The sequence below is a fragment of the Corynebacterium sp. ACRPE genome (genome assembly GCF_022347435.1).
Classification (GTDB): domain Bacteria; phylum Actinomycetota; class Actinomycetes; order Mycobacteriales; family Mycobacteriaceae; genus Corynebacterium; species Corynebacterium tuberculostearicum_D.
This window is the reverse complement of record NZ_JAKRNA010000001.1, coordinates 218,598-239,320: the sequence shown is the minus strand read 5'-3', so window position 1 is coordinate 239,320 and position 20,723 is coordinate 218,598. Positions and strand designations below refer to the sequence as shown.

General features: G+C 57.0%; 24 protein-coding genes and 1 tRNA gene. 17 read left to right on the top strand and 8 right to left on the bottom strand.

Features of this window, described 5'->3' with window-relative positions; all coding sequences use genetic code 11:
* Window positions 1–21 precede the first annotated feature (21 nt).
* The 3 genes from MHY13_RS01150 to eno all read left to right on the top strand — a co-directional run bounded on the left by MHY13_RS01150 (window position 22) and on the right by eno (window position 2,750).
* Window positions 22–609 (top strand): MazG nucleotide pyrophosphohydrolase domain-containing protein, encoded by a 588-nt coding sequence (locus MHY13_RS01150; RefSeq protein ID WP_239280140.1) that lies wholly within the window; start codon window positions 22–24, stop codon window positions 607–609.
* A gap of 11 nt (window positions 610–620) precedes the next feature.
* Window positions 621–1,382, top strand: a complete 762-nt coding sequence (locus tag MHY13_RS01145) for a lytic transglycosylase domain-containing protein (RefSeq protein WP_049379128.1) — start codon at window positions 621–623, stop codon at window positions 1,380–1,382.
* A 90-nt stretch (window positions 1,383–1,472) separates the two neighbouring features.
* Entirely contained in the window at window positions 1,473–2,750 is a 1,278-nt protein-coding gene (eno, locus tag MHY13_RS01140) for a phosphopyruvate hydratase (RefSeq protein ID WP_239192666.1), read from the top strand.
* Here the strand turns inward: eno and MHY13_RS01135 are convergent.
* From MHY13_RS01135 to MHY13_RS01125, 3 genes are all read right to left on the bottom strand, one after another.
* Window positions 2,740–3,915 carry an HNH endonuclease signature motif containing protein gene (locus tag MHY13_RS01135; protein WP_204609664.1) on the bottom strand — a complete coding sequence of 392 codons (1,176 nt, stop codon included), beginning with the start codon at window positions 3,913–3,915 and terminating at the stop codon, window positions 2,740–2,742. The two genes, eno and MHY13_RS01135, sit on opposite strands and share 11 nt — an antisense overlap.
* Before the next feature lie 116 nt (window positions 3,916–4,031).
* The gene (locus MHY13_RS01130; protein WP_239280138.1) at window positions 4,032–4,616 is read right to left on the bottom strand and encodes a hypothetical protein; all 585 of its coding nucleotides are present in this window, start codon (window positions 4,614–4,616) and stop codon (window positions 4,032–4,034) included.
* Window positions 4,617–4,651: 35 nt separating this feature from the next.
* Window positions 4,652–5,182: a ribonuclease gene (locus tag MHY13_RS01125; RefSeq protein ID WP_204609660.1), complete on the bottom strand. Its 531-nt coding sequence runs from the start codon at window positions 5,180–5,182 to the stop codon at window positions 4,652–4,654.
* Window positions 5,183–5,280: 98 nt separating this feature from the next.
* On the opposite strand from MHY13_RS01125, the gene MHY13_RS01120 reads away from it, so the two are divergent.
* The 7 genes from MHY13_RS01120 to MHY13_RS01090 all read left to right on the top strand — a co-directional run bounded on the left by MHY13_RS01120 (window position 5,281) and on the right by MHY13_RS01090 (window position 11,415).
* Complete coding sequence (locus MHY13_RS01120) at window positions 5,281–5,841, top strand: septum formation initiator family protein (RefSeq protein WP_239280136.1); 561 nt, start codon at window positions 5,281–5,283, stop codon at window positions 5,839–5,841.
* Window positions 5,842–5,849: 8 nt separating this feature from the next.
* Window positions 5,850–6,398, top strand: coding sequence for a DUF501 domain-containing protein (locus MHY13_RS01115; protein ID WP_204609656.1), 549 nt, complete (start codon window positions 5,850–5,852; stop codon window positions 6,396–6,398).
* 10 nt (window positions 6,399–6,408) lie between these two features.
* A complete protein-coding gene (locus tag MHY13_RS01110) occupies window positions 6,409–7,374 on the top strand; it encodes a Ppx/GppA phosphatase family protein (RefSeq protein ID WP_239280134.1) in 966 nt (321 codons plus the stop codon).
* A gap of 40 nt (window positions 7,375–7,414) precedes the next feature.
* Window positions 7,415–7,491, top strand: a tRNA-Leu gene (locus tag MHY13_RS01105).
* A gap of 175 nt (window positions 7,492–7,666) precedes the next feature.
* On the top strand, window positions 7,667–8,437 hold the full coding sequence (locus tag MHY13_RS01100; protein ID WP_204609652.1) for a Bax inhibitor-1/YccA family protein: 771 nt from the start codon (window positions 7,667–7,669) through the stop codon (window positions 8,435–8,437).
* Window positions 8,438–8,801: 364 nt separating this feature from the next.
* On the top strand, window positions 8,802–9,530 hold the full coding sequence (locus tag MHY13_RS01095) for a DUF3558 family protein (protein ID WP_204609650.1): 729 nt from the start codon (window positions 8,802–8,804) through the stop codon (window positions 9,528–9,530).
* A gap of 13 nt (window positions 9,531–9,543) precedes the next feature.
* Window positions 9,544–11,415 (top strand): hypothetical protein, encoded by a 1,872-nt coding sequence (locus MHY13_RS01090; protein ID WP_239280132.1) that lies wholly within the window; start codon window positions 9,544–9,546, stop codon window positions 11,413–11,415.
* Window positions 11,416–11,459: 44 nt separating this feature from the next.
* Here the strand turns inward: MHY13_RS01090 and MHY13_RS01085 are convergent, their stop codons facing one another.
* From MHY13_RS01085 to MHY13_RS01075, 3 genes are all read right to left on the bottom strand, one after another.
* The gene (locus MHY13_RS01085) at window positions 11,460–11,738 is read right to left on the bottom strand and encodes a thiamine biosynthesis protein X (protein ID WP_239192640.1); all 279 of its coding nucleotides are present in this window, start codon (window positions 11,736–11,738) and stop codon (window positions 11,460–11,462) included.
* A gap of 41 nt (window positions 11,739–11,779) precedes the next feature.
* Entirely contained in the window at window positions 11,780–12,301 is a 522-nt protein-coding gene (gene greA / locus MHY13_RS01080; protein ID WP_005323614.1) for a transcription elongation factor GreA, read from the bottom strand.
* Between the two features lie 120 nt (window positions 12,302–12,421).
* Entirely contained in the window at window positions 12,422–12,892 is a 471-nt protein-coding gene (locus MHY13_RS01075) for a DUF4307 domain-containing protein (RefSeq protein ID WP_239228010.1), read from the bottom strand.
* 95 nt (window positions 12,893–12,987) lie between these two features.
* On the opposite strand from MHY13_RS01075, the gene mca reads away from it, so the two are divergent.
* The 3 genes from mca to MHY13_RS01060 are packed head-to-tail and all read left to right on the top strand — an operon-like array spanning window position 12,988 to window position 14,982.
* Window positions 12,988–13,878: a mycothiol conjugate amidase Mca gene (gene mca / locus MHY13_RS01070; protein ID WP_239280130.1), complete on the top strand. Its 891-nt coding sequence runs from the start codon at window positions 12,988–12,990 to the stop codon at window positions 13,876–13,878.
* A 3-nt stretch (window positions 13,879–13,881) separates the two neighbouring features.
* Entirely contained in the window at window positions 13,882–14,193 is a 312-nt protein-coding gene (locus MHY13_RS01065) for a hypothetical protein (RefSeq protein WP_204609642.1), read from the top strand.
* Window positions 14,194–14,205: 12 nt separating this feature from the next.
* The gene (locus MHY13_RS01060; RefSeq protein WP_239280123.1) at window positions 14,206–14,982 is read left to right on the top strand and encodes an isoprenyl transferase; all 777 of its coding nucleotides are present in this window, start codon (window positions 14,206–14,208) and stop codon (window positions 14,980–14,982) included.
* A 3-nt stretch (window positions 14,983–14,985) separates the two neighbouring features.
* Here MHY13_RS01060 and coaA read toward each other — a convergent pair whose 3' ends face one another.
* Window positions 14,986–15,912 (bottom strand): type I pantothenate kinase, encoded by a 927-nt coding sequence (gene coaA, locus MHY13_RS01055; RefSeq protein WP_204609640.1) that lies wholly within the window; start codon window positions 15,910–15,912, stop codon window positions 14,986–14,988.
* A gap of 118 nt (window positions 15,913–16,030) precedes the next feature.
* Between coaA and glyA the strand changes: the two genes are divergently transcribed.
* Window positions 16,031–17,314 carry a serine hydroxymethyltransferase gene (gene glyA, locus MHY13_RS01050; protein WP_239192629.1) on the top strand — a complete coding sequence of 428 codons (1,284 nt, stop codon included), beginning with the start codon at window positions 16,031–16,033 and terminating at the stop codon, window positions 17,312–17,314.
* Here glyA and MHY13_RS01045 read toward each other — a convergent pair.
* Window positions 17,311–17,640, bottom strand: a complete 330-nt coding sequence (locus MHY13_RS01045; RefSeq protein WP_023021891.1) for a DUF5997 family protein — start codon at window positions 17,638–17,640, stop codon at window positions 17,311–17,313. The two genes, glyA and MHY13_RS01045, sit on opposite strands and share 4 nt — an antisense overlap.
* Window positions 17,641–17,711: 71 nt before the next feature.
* Here MHY13_RS01045 and MHY13_RS01040 point away from each other — a divergent pair, with 71 nt between their 5' ends.
* From MHY13_RS01040 to MHY13_RS01030, 3 genes are all read left to right on the top strand, one after another.
* On the top strand, window positions 17,712–18,386 hold the full coding sequence (locus tag MHY13_RS01040) for a LysR family transcriptional regulator substrate-binding protein (RefSeq protein WP_204609636.1): 675 nt from the start codon (window positions 17,712–17,714) through the stop codon (window positions 18,384–18,386).
* Between the two features lie 146 nt (window positions 18,387–18,532).
* Window positions 18,533–19,174, top strand: coding sequence for an LGFP repeat-containing protein (locus MHY13_RS01035; RefSeq protein WP_239280121.1), 642 nt, complete (start codon window positions 18,533–18,535; stop codon window positions 19,172–19,174).
* Window positions 19,175–19,358: 184 nt separating this feature from the next.
* On the top strand, window positions 19,359–20,723 hold the full coding sequence (locus MHY13_RS01030) for a PhoH family protein (RefSeq protein ID WP_239280119.1): 1,365 nt from the start codon (window positions 19,359–19,361) through the stop codon (window positions 20,721–20,723).

Sequence of the window (20,723 nt, the reverse complement as noted above, 5' to 3'; positions counted from 1 at the left end):
CTCGGGCTAGACTTTGTGCACATGACTGTGCTGTTGCTCGATGAACGCTGGCCCACCATGATCCCCATGCAGGCACACGGGAAGCTGCGTGGCCCCGTCTACTTCACGGGTGAGGTACCCGTGTCCGTACGGTGGAATTTCTCCGATCTGCTGGTAGGGGAGGACGCCACCGGCACCTTGGTAAGCACCGACGAACACGATCCGGAAACTCGCGCCCGCCTCGCTAGCGGCGAGCCTGTTATTCGCGCCGAATCCCTTGCGGATCCCATCATGCAGGCGCGCCAGACCATGGCCACGGCGCGGCGCATCGGGGAGTGGGAACGCGAGCAAACCCATACCTCACTCTTGCCTTATCTTGAGGAGGAATCCGCCGAATTCGCCGCGGCCGTGCGCAATCGCGAACCGGAAAGCGAGATGCTCAAGGAATTGGGGGATGTCTTCCTCCAGGTGCTCTTCCATGCGGAAATCTCCACCTTTTCGCTTGACGACGTCGCCCAGAGCTTCCTCACCAAAATGCGCGCCCGCGCCCCATACCTATTTGATGGCACCACGGAGATTGTCGACGTTGACACGCAAGAGAGGCTGTGGCGCGAAGGCAAGGGAATGTAGGATGGCTTCTCATGAAGAGGCTCCTGCAGATATTCGGGGGCTGCGGGGTGGCCGTAGCCGTGATCATCGCGTTGGTGGCATGGCTGTTGACGGGGCACGGCACTTCCCAGGAGCCCGTACCGGAGAACATTCCGCCCGTTGAAGGCAAAGAGGTCGCGCATATTGACGTCAACGCCCCCGGCCGCACCGCGGATAAGCTTACCTACTGGGCCTCTGACCTAGCTGAGCAGACGGGCATCCCGCCGGCCGCCCTGCGCGCTTATGGCAACGCCGAACTCATCGCTCAGCAAAAATGGCCGAATTGTCATCTGCGCTGGAATACCCTTGCCGGGCTGGGCTACGTGGAGACCCGCCATGGCACCTACAACGGCAATTGGTTTAAGCCCTCCAAGCTTGACGACGCCGGCTACCCCCAACCACCCATCAACGGCATCGCCCTCGATGGACTAAACAATACGGCGCACACCCCAGATACCGATAATGGCGACATCGATGGGGATTCCGAATATGACCGCGCCGTCGGCCCGATGCAATTTATCCCGACCACGTGGGAGTCGGTGGGCGCTGATGCCAACGGCGATGGGAAGGCGGACCCCAACCAAATCGACGACGCCGCAGTTGGCGCCGCCGGACTTTTATGTTTTGGTGATAGAGATCTCTCTAACCCAGAACAGTGGGAGGAAGCAGTCCTAAATTACAATCAGTCCAGCGAGTATTTGCATAAAGTTGCACACGCCGCCAATGCTTACTCGGTTCCGCAAAGTGCCAAGTAGCGTCACACAGTAAAGTTTTCTGCAACAATTGACAACGTAGCTGGGCCGGCTGGTCCAGAGCGAACTTTTTTATGAGGAGTGAAAAACAGCATGGCTGATATCATCCACACTTTCGCCCGCGAAATTCTTGATTCCCGTGGCAACCCAACCATTGAGGCCGAGGTCTTCCTTGATGACGGCGCCCGCGGTGTTGCCGGCGTTCCTTCCGGTGCTTCTACCGGTGTGCACGAGGCTCACGAGCTGCGCGACGGTGGCGAGCGCTACCAGGGTAAGGGTGTTCTGAAGGCTGTTGAGAACATCAACGAGAAGATTGCCGATGAGATCGCCGGCTTCGAAGCCGACGACCAGCGCCTCATTGACCAGGCACTGATTAAGCTGGACGGTACCGATAACAAGTCCGAGCTCGGCGCAAACGCCATCCTGGGCGTTTCCATCGCCGCAGCCAAGGCCGCTGCAGAGTCCGCTGCACTGCCGCTGTACCGCTACATCGGCGGCCCAAACGCTCACGTGCTGCCAGTGCCAATGATGAACATCCTCAACGGCGGCGCACACGCTGACTCCGGCGTTGACGTTCAGGAATTCATGATCGCTCCGATTGGTGCGGAGTCCTTCGCCGAGGCTCTGCGCATGGGCGCCGAGGTCTACCACGCACTGAAAGCAGTGCTGAAGGACAAGGGTCTGTCCACTGGCCTGGGCGACGAGGGTGGCTTCGCTCCGTCCGTTGACTCCACCAAGGCTGCTCTCGACGTCATCGTGGACGCCATCAAGAAGGCCGGCTTCGAGCCCGGCAAGGACGTAGCCCTGGCACTCGACGTTGCTTCCTCCGAGTTCTTCAAGGACGGCAAGTACCACTTCGAGGGTGGCGAGCACACCGCTGAAGAAATGTCCAAGGTCTACGAGGACCTCATCGACCAGTACCCGATCGTCTCCATCGAGGATCCGCTGCAGGAAGATGACTGGGATGGCTACACCGCCCTGACCGCCGCAATTGGCGAGAAGGTACAGATCGTCGGCGATGACTTCTTCGTCACCAACCCTGCCCGCCTGCAGGAGGGTATTGAGAAGAAGGCTGCTAACGCCCTGCTGGTTAAGGTCAACCAGATTGGTACCCTGACCGAGACCTTCGACGCAGTCGAGTTGGCTCACCGCAATGGCTACCGCACCATGATGTCCCACCGCTCTGGTGAGACCGAGGACACCACCATTGCGGACCTGGCTGTCGCTCTGAACTGCGGCCAGATCAAGACCGGTGCACCGGCTCGTTCCGAGCGTGTAGCTAAGTACAACCAGCTGCTGCGTATCGAGCAGGAGCTTGGCGACGGCGCAGTTTACGCCGGCCGCTCCGCTTTCCCGCGCTTTAAGGCTTAATCGCCTCCTTTCGTAGCGCCCTCGCATTGCCGCGGGGGCGCTTTCGCATGTCTAGGTATTGTTGCCAGGTTTGCTTCCAATTCATGGTCCGCGGTGCTAAAGGCCCTTGGGCACGGTCAATTTCGAAGGTGCCGTCCGAAAAGAGCCAGGCAACGTCCCCAGTGATGGGATCCATGATGTAGCGTGCCCTACCATCGGTCTTTACGTTGTGGTGGTGTTGACAGAGAGTGACAAGATTATCGACGCTCGTCGGTCCGCCGTCGGCATACTCCACTCGATGATCAAGCTGGCAGTAATGCGCCGGCATGGAGCACCCCGGCCAACGGCACGTGGCATCGCGACCGTGAACCCATGTCCTGATTTGTTCGGTGGGAACGTAGGAGGATGTTTCTTCTGGGCACAGCTCGCGAGTCATCGAGTAATTGCTTAAATGTTCTGTAAGAACGCACCATCCCGCCGAAGGTATGTATACGCGAGAAGCATCGTCACCCGCTGCGTAGGTATTGATTACTACTTTTGTCTGGGTGCGATTAAAGATCAGCGTCTCCAAAGCCTCTGACTTAGTGATGTTCTTCTTTCGCGCTGCTTTATCGATGTGCCGTGAAATAGCACTGGCGGTTGCTTTATCCGTCTTCAGAGTGATGGTGGCTTGGCCTTTGGAATAAGAAATGGAAACGGAGCGCTCGATTTCCTTCTCAATATCTGGTTTGAGAATGCCGTCGATGTAGTCGCGCAAGAATCTACGGATTTCAGATTCTGTGGGCACATGCTGAGCAGGTTCCTTCGGGGTGAGGAAGTCTGCAAGGGCGGCATCGATTAGTTGGATGCCCTCGGCGTCGTCGCCAAGCGGGGCAAGCTCGGCATCAATGACGTGCAGCCGCGGGAGGTCGAGAATCCAATGTTCGGTCTGTACCGCCGTGGTTAACGGCAATTCTCGCATGCGCAGGTGAGAACGCAGTGCGGATAAGACACGCCAGTAGCTCAAGCCCACCCGATTAGCTAAAGCGGCGGTAGTACATTCGACATCGTCTTCTAATCGCGGAAGCACGGATTGGTATAGCTGCCAGGATTGAATGCGTTGGAGCATGCCCAAAACGCAAACCGTATCGTCGAGGTTATTGGTAGAAAAATAGGCTTTCTTTGGTGGTGCGTCGCTGGCTGTCACGGAAAGTTCCCCCTCTGGAATAAATCGCACACCCAATCGAATTTCTGCCCCTAGTATAAGCTGCCTTTCCCGCGTGCGCAAGGGGTAAAACGAAAGAGTGTGCGAAATTCCGGGGGTTAGTAACTGAAAACGTTGTCAGCTACTGCTTCGAGTTCCTTATCGTCATATTTGTCACCGCAGGTGGCTAGGGAACCCACGCCAGCCATGTACATGGTAAAAAGCTTGTCTAGGACGGGAGAAGCCGCTGATATTTCAAGCTTTTCGTAGATGGGAGCGTATTTCCTATCGAACTCCTCAAGGCTAGGGACGAGTTCTTCAAATGCGCTGTCGCCATGGGTTAGCAAATATTTGGCGTCGTCCAGGATCTGCTCATTCTCGCAGGCAACAGATCCAGCCTTCTTCAGTGTCGTGGCATTGACCTCGTAGCTTGTAGGTCCGTCTTCCTCTTCGGAAGCCCCAGCGCCGAACACATCCAAGTAAAAGTCCGGGATAGTGCCGTGTTCTTTTATATGGTAAATGAAGCCGCTTTTGGTATTGAGGTCGTGTTGTCTGCTTGTGGTGGTGGGGGTTTCGCTGCTGGTAGGGCTTTCGCTAGTGGGGGATTCAGCTTCGGTGGCTGCTTCTTCTTTGTGGTCGGTCGAGCTGCACCCGGTAAGTAGGGTGCCTACGGCGGCTAGGAGGAGGAGACGCTTGAGGGGCATAGCTATTCCTTAAGTAGGGAATCTGGTTCGAGGTTTTAGCTGGAATGGATGGCCTCAGCGACCTCTTCCAGTTCCTCATCGCTGAATTCATCGCCGCAAGCCATCACGGCACCGAGTGAGGTCATCGCTGCAGCCATGATCTTGTCATTGTCTGGTGCGTCATCGGGGATGTTCAGTGCCTCAAAAACATCACTGTATTTATCATCAGAGCCGCTGACTGATGACATAACAGCTTCCCCAAATTTGTCGGTGTTTCCTCGGAAATATTCCTTTGAAATGTCGAGCAACTCGTCATTCTTGCAGGTAGCTTCGCCGGCCTTCTTGACGGAATCCGCGTTGGTTTCAAAGGTCTCGGGCTGATCGTCGCCCTCGAGCTGGTCAGCATCGTGGTTGATGTAATCATCCGGCAGGGTTTTGTACTCCTTGAGATAGTCGGCCATGCCGTCTTTGGTGTTCAGGTCGTAGCCGTCTCCGTAGACGGGGTATTCGCCGTCTTGGGCGGAAGGGCTGCAGCTGGCAAGGAATAGGGTTGCGGTGAGAACGGGGAGGAGGCGCTTGAGGGACATGAAACTTCCTTCCTGGGAGGGAGAATTTCTTTTAGTGTATCCAAATTGCGCGTGCCACGTCCCTGTTACAGGAGTGACGGCGCTAGGATTAGAGGCCTATGGCACGCGAAAAGAAGAGGCAGCGAAACCGGAGCCGCACTAAGGTTCCGGTGGCCTCGCGTGCTGCGGATATCCGTAAAGCTCAGCGTGCACAGCTGAAGCAGAAACAGAAGCCGGACCGGATGAGTATTGCCGGAGTAGGCGTAATCGTAGCTATAGTGCTTGTTGTTTTGTTTGCTATTACCATTCCGCTGCGCAATTACTACCACGGCCGGTCCGAAATTGCCCGCCTCAATGAGTCAATCGCTGCCAAACAGGATGAGAAAGCTGCTTTGCTGGAGAAGATTGATAGATATAAATCCGATGAGTACATCAAGCAGGAGGCGCGGCGCCGATTCGGGGTCGTCGATGAGGGCGAGTCCGCCTACCGCATCATTGACCCGCAGATTAAGCCGGATGACCAGCTCACTACAGATGGTCAGAAGGAAGAAGATTCCCGCGAATGGTACGAGGTTTTGTGGGACTCCGTGGCTGAGCCCCCTGAGGAGGAAGCTCCGTCCGAGCAGGTAAATCATCTTCCGATTGAGCCGGCGCCGGAAGAGAATCCAGATGTGCGATAATTGTCCGCATGACCGTCACTGATGCAGATATCGCTGTAGTAACTGAGCAATTGGGCCGCACTCCACGCGGGGTCCTAGAGGTTTCTTATCGCACGCCGGATGGGCAGCCCGCGGTAATTAAGACGGCGCCCAAGCTTGCCGACGGCACCCCATTCCCCACCCTCTACTACCTCACCGACCCACGGCTTACGGCCGAAGCCTCACGCTTGGAGGTTGCCCACGTTATGAAGTGGATGGAAGCCCGCTTGGGTAAGGACAAGGAATTGGCTGCCGACTATCAGCGCGCCCACGAATACTTTTTGGCCAAGCGCAATGACATCGAAGACCTTGGCACTGATTTCTCCGGTGGCGGGATGCCCGATCGGGTCAAATGTCTGCATGTGCTCATCGCGTATGCGCTTGCTGAAGGCCCACAGCATTTCCGGTTGGGAACTGAAGCGGTTGCCATGGCCGCTGACCATGGCAAGCTTCGAGGCTCTGCCATCCCGCAAGATTGGCCCAGCGTAGAGGATCTGGGGATTGACCTGGCCCAGTTCGATTTCTCTAACGCGGAATAGGAGGGCTGCTATGACTCGCGTTGCTGCGATTGATTGCGGTACCAATTCGATTCGCTTGCTCATCTCTGAAATTCAGGATGACGGCAAAGTTCGCGATATTACCCGCACCATGGAAATCATCCGCTTGGGAGAGGGAGTCGATGCCACTGGAGAAATCGCCCCTGCAGCCCTAGACCGCGCCCGCGTGGCCTTGGAAGGCTACGTACGTCAGATGAAGTTTGAGAAGGTCACCCGCGTGCGGATGGTCGCTACCTCCGCTACTCGCGATGCCAAGAACCAGCAGGAATTCTTCGACATGACCGCTGAGTTGCTTGGTCAAATTCAGCCTGGCGCACAGGCTGAGGTCGTCTCGGGCGAGGAAGAGGCTTTGTTGTCCTTTAATGGCGCCGTGGCCGATGTGGAGCCAGACCGGGGGCCATTCTGCGTTATCGATTTGGGTGGCGGTTCGACCGAGTTCGTCGTAGGCACCGCAGATGGCGAAATCTTGGGCACCCACTCGGCTCGCATGGGATGCGTCAGGCTAACCGAACGCATCATGCGTACCGATCCGCCTACCGAGTCGGAGATTGAGATAGCTTCTGAGTACGTCGGCGAGCGCACGGCGGAAGTAGAGAAGATAGTACCTATTTCTAAGGCCCGTACCATCGTCGGTTGCGCAGGCACTTTTACCACTCTTTCTGCATTGGCTCAGGGACTTGAGCGCTATGACGCTGATGCCATTCACGGGTCTGAGCTCCGCTTCGATGCCCTGCGCGTGCTTTTGCAGCAGCTTATTAGCCTGCCTTCCGACGTCCGCGTCCTCAACCCCGTCATTCACCCTGGCCGTGCCGATGTCATCGGCGGTGGGGCCGTAGCCGTCGAAGGCATCATGCAGCTTATCGAGCGCAATTGCGATGCGCGCAGCTTTTTCATCAGTGAAAAGGACATTCTCGATGGCATTATCGCTGGTCTGGCTGCGGAGGGTACCCCTCGTTAACTCCCGCGGGGTGAGGTGGCCTAAAATATTCCTTGGCCTTGCCCCCATAGCCCAATCGGCAGAGGCAGTCGACTTAAAATCGATTCAGTGTGGGTTCGAGTCCCACTGGGGGCACCATGTGAAGTCTCGAGACGTCTTTCTTGGAAGCGTCGTCAGCATGTCTCCACAGCATTTATGCGGAAGCTTCACACAAAACTTCTAGCTAAATGGTAAGAATGTGGAACTTTATGGGGTGGTGTTTCGTTGAATGAGGTGAGATAGCTAATTTGCACCTCTCTTAGAAAGGACAACCGTGCGTTCAAGCAATCCGGTAATGAGTTCTCTGACCGAAAATAGTAGCCGCCAAAATCCTGGTTATGCGGACGCATCTACTCGTCCCATGACCGTGGATGATGTAGTGACCAAGACGGGCATTACCCTCGGCGTCATCATTGTCGCCGCAGCCATCAACTTCGCCTTGGGAATGCTAGTGAGCCCAGGTATCGCCATGGCCTTGACTCTGGTCGGTGGTATCGGTGGCTTCATTACCGTGCTCGTTGCCTCTTTTGGTAAGAAGTGGGGTTCTGCTGCAGTCACCCTGATTTATGCCGTATTTGAAGGCCTATTTGTCGGCGGCTTCTCCTTGATGTTCGCCAATGTCAACTTCCAGGGCGAGGGCGGCATGGCCATCATTGGTCAAGCGATTGTCGGCACCATCGGTGTCTTTATCGGCATGCTGATTGTGTATAAGACTGGCGCAGTGAAGGTGACCCCGAAGTTCACCAAGATCCTTTTCGGCTTGATCGCTGGCGTTGCTGTCATGGCGCTTGTTAACTTCTTGGGCGCGATTTTCTTTGATTTCAATCCGTTGCGCGATGGTGGTCCGATTGCCATCATCTTCTCGCTGGTCTGCATCGTTCTTGGTGCCCTGTCCTTCCTGACCGACTTTGATCAGGCTGACCGCATGATCCGCGCTGGTGCTCCCGCTAAGAACGCGTGGGGTGTTGCTCTGGGCCTCGCTGTGACCTTGGTCTGGCTCTACACTGAAATTCTCCGTCTGCTGAGCTACTTCCAGCGAGACTAACTGACTCTTTTGTATTGGCCCGCACTTCGGTGTGGGCCTTTTTGTTGCCGAAAATTCGCTTACAAACGTGTAATTTCTGGGGTAGTGCTGGGGGATAAAGTGAGGGTTTAACCTTCATTTGGTCTACCAAACCACTCCAAGAGATGATACAGCTCATGAGCAGGAAATTTCGCCCTTTAGACGTGATGGGTGTGACATATGGGACAAATAATTTTGTTAAATTGCCGTTAATCTTTGCGGTTGCGTAGAAAAATCTGGGTGCCTCATGCATGCTGTGTACCGGAACGGGAAATATGAAGTGAAAAGTTCTCTGTTTCACTTTTCCTGTTCCTCTCGTCAGGAAGTGAGTGCGCGAAGGATTGTTGTGAAGCGTCAGGTCACCGTAGCAACGTTGATGGTCGGCAGCACCGTTATGCTGAGCAGCTGCGTTGCGGACATCGGTACGAGGAGCGCGTCAGAGGAGACCACCAAGGTGGACGAGGCTGGCGGCATTAGTTCGACCGACGGTGCAGGGGGAACCAACGGGGACGCGGGGGATGATGTGCACGACAATCAGGGGGAAACGGCACACACCAATGGCGGGGAGAATGCGGGCGGCGCCGGCCAACCGGGGGAGGCCGGCGCCACGGGGTCGGAAGACACTTCCGGCGTCCTACCGCCACTGGGGGAATTCGATCCGGCAGACCCGAGCTTCGAGCTTTTTGATCCGTGTACGGAGATTCCGAGTAACAAAATAGAAGGTATTGGGTTGAAGCCAAGGCCACTTGATTATCGTAGGGATTCGGGGAGCACTTTCTGCAACTTTGAATCGAGTGGGTCAAACTTTTCGGCGGGTGTTCTTGTCTCGATGGCCAGTGATTCGGATTCAATAGATGCGTTGAATTTGAATGAGGAACTGCAGCAAAAAAGTCATGGGGTGGAAGGGAAACAAATACAGATCTATAGATCGGAAATTTTCGGAGGAACCCAGTGTGACGGATACGTGTTAACTGAACGGGGAACCGTAATCGTCAGCGTAAATGATATTGGTAGCCAGTCAACCACTGAAGAGCGGTGCAATCTTACAGACTCATTAATAAATCAGCTTAGCTAAAATTGGGGGAGTAATGCGCGTAAGCATTTCAAACATTCGCAGAACTACGAGCAGCATCGGGGATCTTTTTCGTAGATCACAGGAGTTAAGGAGCAATGTCAATAGCCCGTTAGATGCAAGTTTTTCATCGGTACCAGGAATTGATCACGTAGGAGATGTCCATGAACGTGTGTTGGACAGTGACCCAGGATCAGCCAAGCAATCGCTATTGAATTTCGCGGCACAGGTCGAGTGGCTGTCTGATTCTTTGGGGCGGGAGGCCCGAGGGTTTCAGTCGCAGGAGGACGCGAATAGTCGGGGAATGGAGATCGCGGATGCGGGTGGAGATATCGGCATTGAGTCGATGCCGATTATGAACCAGCCGGAGCCGGGGTACAGCCCATTTGGGTTTTCCATGCCGGTGGTGAATGTCGGTACGGACATTGTGAAGCTTGCTACCGACCTGATGTCGACGCAGATTTGGAATGTGTCGGAGGCGAATGCGCGGTGGAGCTCGTTGGCGTCGGAAGTCGACGATATCGTTAGCGGGTTGCAGGAAGCAGCCGGGTCTTTGGAAGGCGAGAACGACAGCGAAGCCACGTCGAGGGCGGCGGCCAAGATTAGGGAAGTGGCGGCGTCGGGAAGCCACTTTGTTGCAAATGCCAAGGTCATGGGGGAGAAGTTGACCGGATTCCATGCCAAGCTGATGGGCATGCAGCCAACTGCGATGGCCATGGCGATGGAAGTGATGGCCATTCCAGAACCGGTCGAGCGCGAAATTGCGGAAAAGGCCGCATTGGCCGCGTTGCAACCTGACCTGCAGCGCTTCGCGGTAGAAGCAATGCCGTACCAGCACGCTTTGATGGAACAATCGCCGGCGTCGGGAGGCGGCGGTGTCGACGCGGGCCTTGCCGGAGTTGACGGTGATGGGCAGCGCTACACCACCGATGCCGTGGTATGGCCAAAGAAGATTGCGGAAGCGATAGCGCGCGGTGATTTGGGGCCGGGGAACTTCGACGTCGTCAATGGCAATGTGGACGGGCTAGAAGCAGTGGGGATGAGCCCACAAGAAATTAATGATTTTCACCAGCAGATGCATACTAGCGGCAGGAATGCGCTGGAAAGGCTTGGTCTGGGAGACCAAGTAGCCATCGGTGGGAATGAGGTGTCCACCCAAGGGGCGTCCGTGCCGAGTGTCGCTTCGGCTAACGGGGCGATGGGGCAGGTTCCTGGTGGTACAGCGCATCCGGTTGCCGCAGGAGCACATGCAGGCGCACTTAATAGCAGCGGTGCGATGGCACCGGTAGCTACAGCGCAATCCGCCAATTCTGGGATGGCGCCGATGATGGCAGCCGGACGGCCTGCGGACGCGGGCCGCGGCGTACTCGGCGGTCAGTCGCTACGAGGCGGAATTGGATCCGCTGCAGGAAATGTAGGTGGCGGCGCCGATGTGGTGCGCGCCGGAAGAGGAGCGCAGTCGGGCCTGCACCTTGCACGCGGAGCCGGGGCGCCCTACGCCGGTGTCGGTTCAGGCGTGCGCGCTGGCCATGGCAATGCACTCGGCGGCGGTTCTAGCATGCGTGCTGGTCTTGGCAGCGGTGCAGGAAACGGGGCTGGTGCGGGCATGCGGCCCGGCGTAGGTGGCAGCCTTGGTCATGGAACAGGCGGCGGTGAAAGTGCCGCGGCAGCGCGCGGTGGCAATGCAGGCCGCTCAACCGGAGGGGCGCGGGCCTATGGTCCAATGATGGGGATGCGCGGAGGTAAAGACAGTGAGAAAAAGCGCGTAAAGTCCGTCACCACGCAGGTGGAACGGGATCCAAATAAGCGCGACCTCTTGGGAGAGCCGCCTGCTGTCGTACCCGGTGTCATCGGGGATTGGGTGCGGGAAGTGGACCCAGAAAAATAGCATGAAAAAGGGCCGAGGGATATCCCTCGGCCTTTCAAGCCTTATTACTGCTGTGGCAGTTCGGTGGCGGTACCGTTCAAGTGCGGCTGTGCTGGCTCTTCTGGAACACCGGACTCGACTACAGGTGCTTCCTCTTCAATAACGGTCTCTGGTGCGGAAGAGCTGGTCTCAGCATCCTTCTGCATCGGGGCCTCACCGGTGAAGGTGGAGGCATTTTCTACCTTGGAATCAGAATCCTGCTGGTTCGGTGGGTGGCAAGCAGCGAGGGAGAGGCCAGCGGTGAAGACCAAGCCAGCGGCGGCGAAACGGGAGAACTTCTTCATGGGGATGTGCTCTTTCTCCAGAGTGGTAAGTGGTTAAAAGTTTAGGACTCGCGTGGAGCAGCGGCCTTAGCAGAATCATACGGCGCTGCGGATTCGATGGTGACCGAAATGGTCTTGCCATTCGGAGCGGTGTACTCGCGGGTCTCGCCTTCTTGTGCGCCAAGAATGGCAGCGCCCAGCGGGGACTGTTCGGAATAGGTTTCTAGGTCCTTGTTATCGGAAGCAGCGGCGCGGGTACCGATGAGGAAGGTCTCCTTATCGTCCTTGTCACCGTTGTAGTAAACGTGAACTACGGAACCGGTGTGGGCGACGCCCTCCTGAACAGCACCGCGCTCGGTGGTGGCATTCGCAAGAACCTCAGAAATCTGCTTAATGCGGGCCTCTTCCTGGTCCTGCATCTCACGTGCGGCGTCGTAACCGGCGTTCTCTTTGAGGTCGCCTTCCTCACGGCGCTCGTTGATCTCAGCCGCGACTACTGGGCGGTGGTCGATGAGCTCTTGCAGCTCGGCCTCGAGCTTCGCCTTGGTCTCTGGGGTGATGTACTGCTTTTGCTGCTCAGCCATTCTGCAACCTTCCGTAGATAGGAATTGTGGTCAAAGCCCCTGCTAATCCCTGGGGCTATAGGTAAAAGTGGAACTGGGCATATATCCAGTTCTAGGCGCTACAAATCCTAGCACACGCGGCTAGCGGCTTTCCGCGTAGTCAGGGTTATCCATATCCAAGTATTCGGGGATATTGCCGGAACAACCATAGGCCCCGCCAGCTACGGCACGAGCGTTGGTTGGGACGTCGACAGCGATGCGCTGGGTTTCGTTTCCGCCCGCGGGAACAGGGAATTCACGGCGGCCTACTTCGGCCTTGGAATAGTCATAGGCTTGGACAATGCAGTAGGCATCTTCATCGGTGTGATTGCGGGTGACATCGACCCAAACGCGGGTGGAATCATCGCTCAAAACCTCCTGGGTCACGATGGACACCTGTGCGTTCACCCGCTCCTTTTCCTGGAAATACCGGAATCCGAAGAAAATAAGTGCAATAAAAATGGCGACAAAGATAAGCACCAGCGCCTTATTAGTCCAGCTACCAGAGTTCTTTTCAGAGGAGCCGCGGGAGCCGTAGCGGGCGGCTGAGCGAGAGTTTCCGGCGGAAGTCATGGCTTCCACTCTAGTCGAGGACCATGGTTTTCCAATTATCTACTAGGATAATCATCTGTTCAAAGAACCTAGATTAATAAGGGGATGGATTTTCAGTGAGCGATTTTCGCCTACTAGCTATCCACGCGCACCCAGACGATGAATCTTCCAAGGGTGCCGCAACCACCGCGCGCTATGCCGCAGAAGGCAATGAGGTTTTGGTGCTGACCTGTACCGGTGGTGAGCGCGGCGATGTGATTAACCCTGCCATGGACCGTCCGGAAATCAAGGAAAAGATGGGCGAGGTCCGCCGGGAAGAAATGGCTAACGCTGCGCGGGCACTGGGCGTACAACATCGCTGGCTGGGCCACGTTGATTCCGGATTGCCGGACCCGGTTGAAGGCAAGACTATGGAGGAATTGCTGCCGCAGGGCTGTTTCGCGTTGCTGGGAGATGACACCGTCGCGCAGGAATACGTCCAGGTTATCCGTGAATTTCGTCCACACGTCATTGTTACCTATGACGAAAATGGTGGCTACCCGCACCCAGACCACCTTATGGTGCACCGGGCTTCCATGATCGCGTGGGAGAAGGCGGGCGATGCCGAGTATCACCCAGAGCTGGGTAAGCCGTGGGAGCCGCTGAAGCTCTACTACTCGCACGGCTTCGTCTACCAGCGCATGAAGATGTTCCATGATTTGCTATTAGAAGAGGGGAATACCAGCCCCTATGGGCCGATGCTGGCGCGCTGGGACACCACTTTTGGCGATATCATGGCGCGTGTAACCACCCAGGTGGAATGCGCGGATTACTTCAGCAATCGCGAGGAGGCCTTGCGGGCGCACGCTACGCAGATCGATCCGGCGGGTGCCTTCTTGGCGACGTCGGTGGAGGTACAGCAGCGCCTTTGGCCCACCGAGGAGTTCGAGCTGGCGAAGACTCGCGTTTCTACCTCCCTGCCAGAAAATGACCTCTTCGCCGGCATCGAAGAGGAAGAGGAGGCTTAAGATATGAGCATGTATGGTTCTTTCGTGCTTGCCGCACATGACGTATTTGTACTCGCCCAAGGAACCGAGGGCGCCGAAGGCGGCCCAATGGGCCCTGAATTTGGCAAAGCTTCGCCCATTGGCCTGCTGATCTTGGCGCTTATGGGAGTTGCGGTGTTGTTTGCGGGCTGGAATTTCCATCGCCGTTACTCTCGCTTTCGCCGCCGCATGATGTTTGCGGAAGATCACGGAATCGATCCGTTCGATGAGGAAGCCGTGGATGAGGCGATGAAGGAAGCCGGCATTTACGATAACCGCAAGAAGTCCATTTTCTAGGCGGATAGACTGATGAGCGTGAGTTCTCTCAAGCAGCTGGCTTACCCAGCTTATGAAGCGCGGCTGGCGCGCCTGATCAAGGGCAAGCCGCAGCCTAAGCACATCGCCATTATGGCCGATGGCAATCGTCGGTGGGCGCGTGAGGCTGGTTTCACCGATATCAGCCATGGTCACCGCCAAGGTGCAAAGAAAATCGGAGAGATGATTTCGTGGTGCCGCGATACCGATATCGAAGTGGTCACCATTTATTTGCTGTCCACGGAGAATCTGAAGCGCAGCGAGCAGGAAGTAGAGCTGCTCTTTGACATTATCTCGGATGTGGTCACGCACCTATCCCATAGCGACGTCGGCTGTCAGGTGCGCTTGGTCGGCCACCTCGATCTACTCCCGGATGATATTCGCCAGCGCATGGTGACGGCGGCAGCGGAAACCAAGGACAATACGGGTGTCATCGTCAATGTGGCGGTGGGCTATGGCGGGCGCCAAGAAATTGTGGACGCCGTGCAGAACTTGGTGCGTGCGGAAGCAGAGAAGGGAACTACCGCAGAGGAGATGGCGGACCGCGTCACCGCAGAATCCATTGGGGAGCACCTGTACACCAAGGGCCTTCCGGACCCGGACTTGGTTATCCGCACCTCCGGTGAACAACGCCTGTCGGGCTTTCTCCTGTGGCAGGCCGCGTACTCCGAGATCTGGTTCACGGATACTTACTGGCCAGCATTCCGCAAGGTGGATTTTCTTCGCGCCTTGCGGGATTACTCCCAACGTTCGCGCCGCTTTGGCAAATAGGCTCTAGAGCTTGCGCATACGTACCTGTTCTACCAGGTGATGCGAGCCTTTTTTCAGCACGAGGGAGGCTCGCACACGGGTGGGCAGGATATTTTCCACCAAGTTCGGCAGGTTAATGGACTGCCAAATTTCGCGGGCTTGGGCGCGGGCTTCCTCATCGTTCATGTCTGCGAAGGAAGAGAAGTGGGCGTTGGGCTCGCGGAAAGCGGTGTGGCGCAGAGTAAGGAAGCGGTCGATATACCACTGCTCGATATCGTCGGTGCGGGCATCAACGTAGACCGAGAAATCAAAGAGGTCCGCCACGGTCAACGTGGGGCTCGTTTGTAGCACGTTGAGCCCTTCCAGGATGAGGATGTCGGGCTGGTGAACTTCTTGGTACTCACCGTCCACAATGTCATAGGTGATGTGGGAATAAAGCGGTGCCTTGACAAATGGCTTTCCTGATTTTACGTCCGTGACAAAGCGGAGGAGTGCGCGCCGGTCATAGGATTCCGGAAATCCCTTGCGCTGCATGAGGCCGCGTTCCTTGAGAGTCTTGGTGGGGAAGAGGAAGCCGTCGGTTGTCACGAGCGCCACCTTGGGGTGGGACTCCCAGCGTTGCAGGAGCACCTGGAGGAGGCGGGCGGTGGTGGATTTTCCCACTGCCACGGAGCCGGCCACACCGATGACAAAGGGAACGTGCGTCGGAGGATTGCCTAAGAAGGATTCGGTAGCCGTGGTGAGCTGCTGGCGTGCCATGACCTGCATATGGATGAGGCGAGAGAGGGGAAGGTAGACATCAGCTACCTCGTCTAGGTCGATGCGGTCTCCTAGGCCGCGAAGCTTTTCCACCTCGGTTTCCGTGAGCACCTGAGGCATGGATTTACGCAGTTCACGCCAGGTCTCGCGGTCAAAATCTAGGTAAGGACTCGAATCCAATGTGCGCGCCATGGCTCTATTGTCGCACTTGCATAATCCGTGGGTAAAAGTATGCCCCCTAAGGGTGCATGGCACGATAAGATATGCAGCATCCCATACCGCTTGATTTTGAGAAGGGGACCACACCTTTATGGCTTCTTTTACCTCTGACCTCCGCGACCTCGATCCGGACGTATTCGGCGCAATTCAGGGAGAGATTTCCCGCCAGCGCGAAACCCTGGAAATGATCGCTTCTGAGAACTTTGTGCCTCGCGCCGTGCTCCAGGCACAGGGCTCCGTGCTCACTAACAAGTACGCCGAGGGCTACCCGGGTCGCCGTTACTACGGTGGCTGCGAGCATGTCGACGTCGTGGAGGACCTAGCCCGCAACCGCGCTAAGGAACTCTTTGGTGCGGAATTCGCCAACGTTCAGCCGCACTCCGGTGCGCAGGCGAACGCAGCGGTGCTTTCCACCATCGCTGAGCCGGGCGACAAGATTTTGGGCCTGTCCCTGGCTCACGGCGGCCACCTTACCCACGGCATGAAGTTGAACTTCTCTGGCAAGCTTTATGATGTCGCTGCCTATGAGGTGGATCCAGAGACCATGCGTGTGGACATGGATAAGCTGCGCGAGCAGGCGCTGAAGGAAAAGCCGAAGGTGATTATCGGCGGCTGGTCTGCTTACCCGCGCACCATGGATTTCGCGGCCTTCCGTGAAATCGCTGATGAGGTCGGCGCTTACCTGTGGGTAGATATGGCCCACTTTGCGGGTCTTGTGGCGGCGGGCCTGCACCCGAGCCCAGTGCCTCACGCGGATATCGTGTCCACCACCGTGCACAAGACCCTGGGCGGCCCGCGCTCCGGCATGATTTTGGCCAAGCAGGATTATGCCAAGAAGATCAATTCCAACGTCTTCCCGGGCCAGCAGGGCGGACCGCTGATGCACGTGGTCGCTGCCAAGGCCATTGCTATGAAGATTGCTGCTACCGAGGAATTCAAGGAGCGCCAGGAGCGCACCTTGGAGGGTGCTCGCATTCTGGCAGAGCGCCTTACTGCAGAAGATGCCAAGGCGGCTGGCGTGGACGTGCTGACCGGCGGCACCGATGTGCACTTGGTCTTGGCGGACCTGCGCAATTCCGAATTGGATGGACAGCAGGCAGAGGATCTGCTGCACGAGGTAGGCATTACCGTTAACCGCAATGCCGTGCCGAATGACCCGCGTCCACCGATGGTCACCTCCGGCCTGCGCATTGGTACCTCTGCGCTGGCAACCCGCGGCCTCGACGCCGAGGCCTCCACCGAGGTTGCAGATATTATCGGTACCGCCCTGGTCCAGGGCAAGAATGCCGATGTGGAGGCCCTGCGTGCTCGCGTGGACAAGATTGCCCAGCACTACCCGCTGTATGAGGGCCTCGAGGACTGGAAGCTGGTTTAGTCCTTCACCTCATGGCCACGGGCCTGCGCCATGGTAGCGCGGGCCTGCTGGAGCCATTCCGGCTGCTCTTGGAGGAGCTGATTGATTTCCGCTGTGGTCAGCGGCTTATCCATATCGTTCTTCTTGAGCGCGGTAACAGAGATACCCAGCTTATGGGCAACCTCGGGGCGGGGGTGGGGCCCTTCGCGGCGCAAAGTTTGCAGCCACTCGGGTGGGTTATGCTGCAGTTCGCGCAGCTCTTCGTGGCTAATGGCACTATTTTGGAACTCGTCCGGCGCGGCGGGCAGGTAGATACCTAGCTTCTTCGCCGCGGTTTGGGCACGCATGGCGGTGCCGGATGGTTGCTTTTGTTCTTCAGTCACGCTTTTACCGTAGCACTTTCAGTAGACTGTCCTCTATGCTGCGCTTAGCTTTTGCCACCGGTACAGAACCCGGAAAGTGGTTCCGCCGATTCGAGGAAAATACTGCTCATGGTGGCTTGTACACCGTTGATGCGGACGATGCGCTTGCCCCGCTGGTAGCCGGCGAGGTGGACCTAGCTCTTGCGCGCTTGCCGGATGCGCGGGTGGATGACACCTTTCATGTGGTGCGACTTTATAAAGAGGCCCCTGGCATTGCCGTTCCCAAAGACTCGGTCTATGCGGAGGTGGGCGAGGAGCTTGCGCTTGCCGACGTCGCCGATGAACACCTCAACTACCGCCTCGCCGATTCCGGGCTTGTCGATGTCCCCGCCGTCCGCGACGCCTTGCAGGTAGTGGCGGCCAATGTGGGTATCGCGATTGCGCCGCGGCCCCTGCTGAAGGTCCTGAGTAAAAAGCAGGTGGTGCCGTTGGGCCTTAAGGACGAGTCCGTGCCGGTGACGGAGATTGCATTGGTGTGGCGCAAGGACGATGACGGGGAGGCAATTCAGGACTTCGTGGGCGTCGCTAAGGGCCGCACGGCCCGCTCCTCCCGCCAAGAGAAGCCGAAACGCAGCGCCAGGGAAAAGGCGAAGGCGAAGCAAGCGCGGAGAAACGTTAACAATTCGTTACAAAAGAAAAAGAAGGCCCCTAAGCAGCGCAAACGTAGGTAGGCCTTTACTGTTTGCTGTCTACTTCCTGTCCGAGTGGGTGGCGCCAGCTGGGAGTCGTCGTTACGGTGGGCTTTGTTCGTCATAAAGGACGATTTAACAATAATTTTAGAATTAACTTACTTTCTCGATGAAAGGATGATGCAGTAATGCAGAAGATGACCCGTCGTATCGCAGGTGGCTTTGCAGCCGCAACCCTGTCCGTAGCTCTCGTAGCATGCTCCGATGCTGAGGATGCAGCTAACGACGCTAAGGATTCCGCCGGCTCCGTAGCGGCAGACGCTACCGACGCTGCTGGCTCCGCTGCTGCTGAGGCTACTTCCAATGATGACGCTGATGACGCGGACGATTCTGAGGATGCAGAAGCATCTGACTCTGAAGATGACGACGACAAGGATGACGCTGACGACAAGGGCGGCGCTACCAAGTCCATCGCTACCGCTAACGGTGACGTAGATGTTCCGGCTGATTTCGCTTCCGCTATTGAAGAGAAGAAGGCTGAGTGGGGCGACGTAAAGAGCATCGAGCAGGGTGACGACGATGAGTTCCTCGCTAACTTCGATAACGGCAACCTGCTGACCTTCGACGACGATGAGGGCGCTCAGCCTATCGTCGGCAAGATTGCTGAAACCTGGAAGGAGCAGGGCGGCTTGGACTCTGAGGTAGGCCTGCCTAAGGCTGCTGAGGAAAAGGCTGCTCAGGGCAAGGGCTGGACCCAGCAGTTCGACGATGGCGTAATCTCCTGGATCCAGGACGAGAGCGGCAAGTTCACCTCCTCCGTAGAGAAGTAAAAAGCTACTTTAGAGCTTTTCCCTCTGCAGCATGTGCTGCGGAGGGATTTTTCGTTTTCTTAATGTTCATCTTGCACCCATGTAATTTCAACCTTCGGTGCCTACTTTGGGTGGCAACCCCGGGGATTCGGGGTGATTCGGAAGAAGTCTGATCTACCGCACACTAAGGGAGAACCCTGCCATCATGTCTCGTCCCTCTGTACTTTCTACTCCGCTAGCCACTACTGATAACACCGTCGCTACCAAGACCTATGTAGTGGATACCTCGGTCTTGCTGTCTGACCCTTGGGCCCTGCGCAAATTTGCAGAACACGATGTGGTCCTTCCCGTTGTAGTTATTTCTGAACTGGAAGGAAAACGTCATCACCCAGAGCTTGGCTGGTTCGCCCGCCAAGCTCTTCGCTTTTTGGAGGAGCTGCGCGCTACCTATGAGGCCTTAGACCAGCCGGTTCCCGTCAACGTCGATGGCGGCACCCTGCGCGTGGAATTGAACCATCAAGACCAATCCTTGCTGCCTACCGCATTCCGCGGGCCAGAAGGCGACCACCGCATCTTGGCGTGCGCTCTTAACCTTGCACACGAGGGGAAGGACACCGTGCTGGTCACGAAGGACGTTCCCCTGCGCGTAAAGGCCGGCGCGGTTGGCGTGCAGGCGGATGAATATCACGCCCAGGACGTAGTCTTGACCGGTTATACCGGAATGGCGACGGTACAAACCAGCTCTGATGTCATCGATGCCCTCTATCGTGATGGGGAAGTCATGCTAGACGGCGTCGAAACGGAAAAGGGTACCGCCGTGGAGGAGCTGCCAGTGCACTGCGGCTTGACCTTGGCGGCAGGTGCGCAATCCGCGCTGGGGCGCATGAGTGCTGATGGCGTGGTCGAGCTCGTACGTGGTGATATCAATGCCTTTGGCCTCCAGGGACGCTCCGCGGAGCAGCGTATTGCTTTGGACCTGCTGATGGACCCAAACGTAGGAATTGTCTCCATCGGTGGCCGCGCCGGCACCGGCAAGTCGGCACTTGCGCTGTGCGCCGGTTTGGAGGCGGTGCTCGAGCGCGGCGAGCACCGGCGCATTGTGGTCTTCCGCCCAATGTATGCGGTTGGCGGGCAGTCGCTGGGATACCTACCGGGCACGGAATCGGACAAGATGAACCCGTGGGCGCAGGCGGTCTATGACACCTTGGAGGGCTTGGTGTCTGACAACGTCATAGAAGAGGTGCACGAACGCGGCCTCATCGAGGTCTTGCCGCTAACGCATATTCGCGGTCGCTCGCTGCATGATGCTTTTGTCATCGTGGATGAGGCGCAGTCCTTGGAGCGAAACGTCTTGCTTACCGTGCTTTCCCGGTTGGGGAAGGGCTCGCGAGTAGTTCTTACTCACGATGTGGCGCAGCGCGATAACCTTCGCGTGGGCCGGCACGACGGAGTCCAAGCAGTGATTGAAAAGCTCAAGGGGCACGAGCTTTTTGCACATATTACTCTGCAACGTTCTGAGCGCTCGGCCATTGCGGAGCTCGTTACTGACCTATTGGAAGGCGGCAACTAG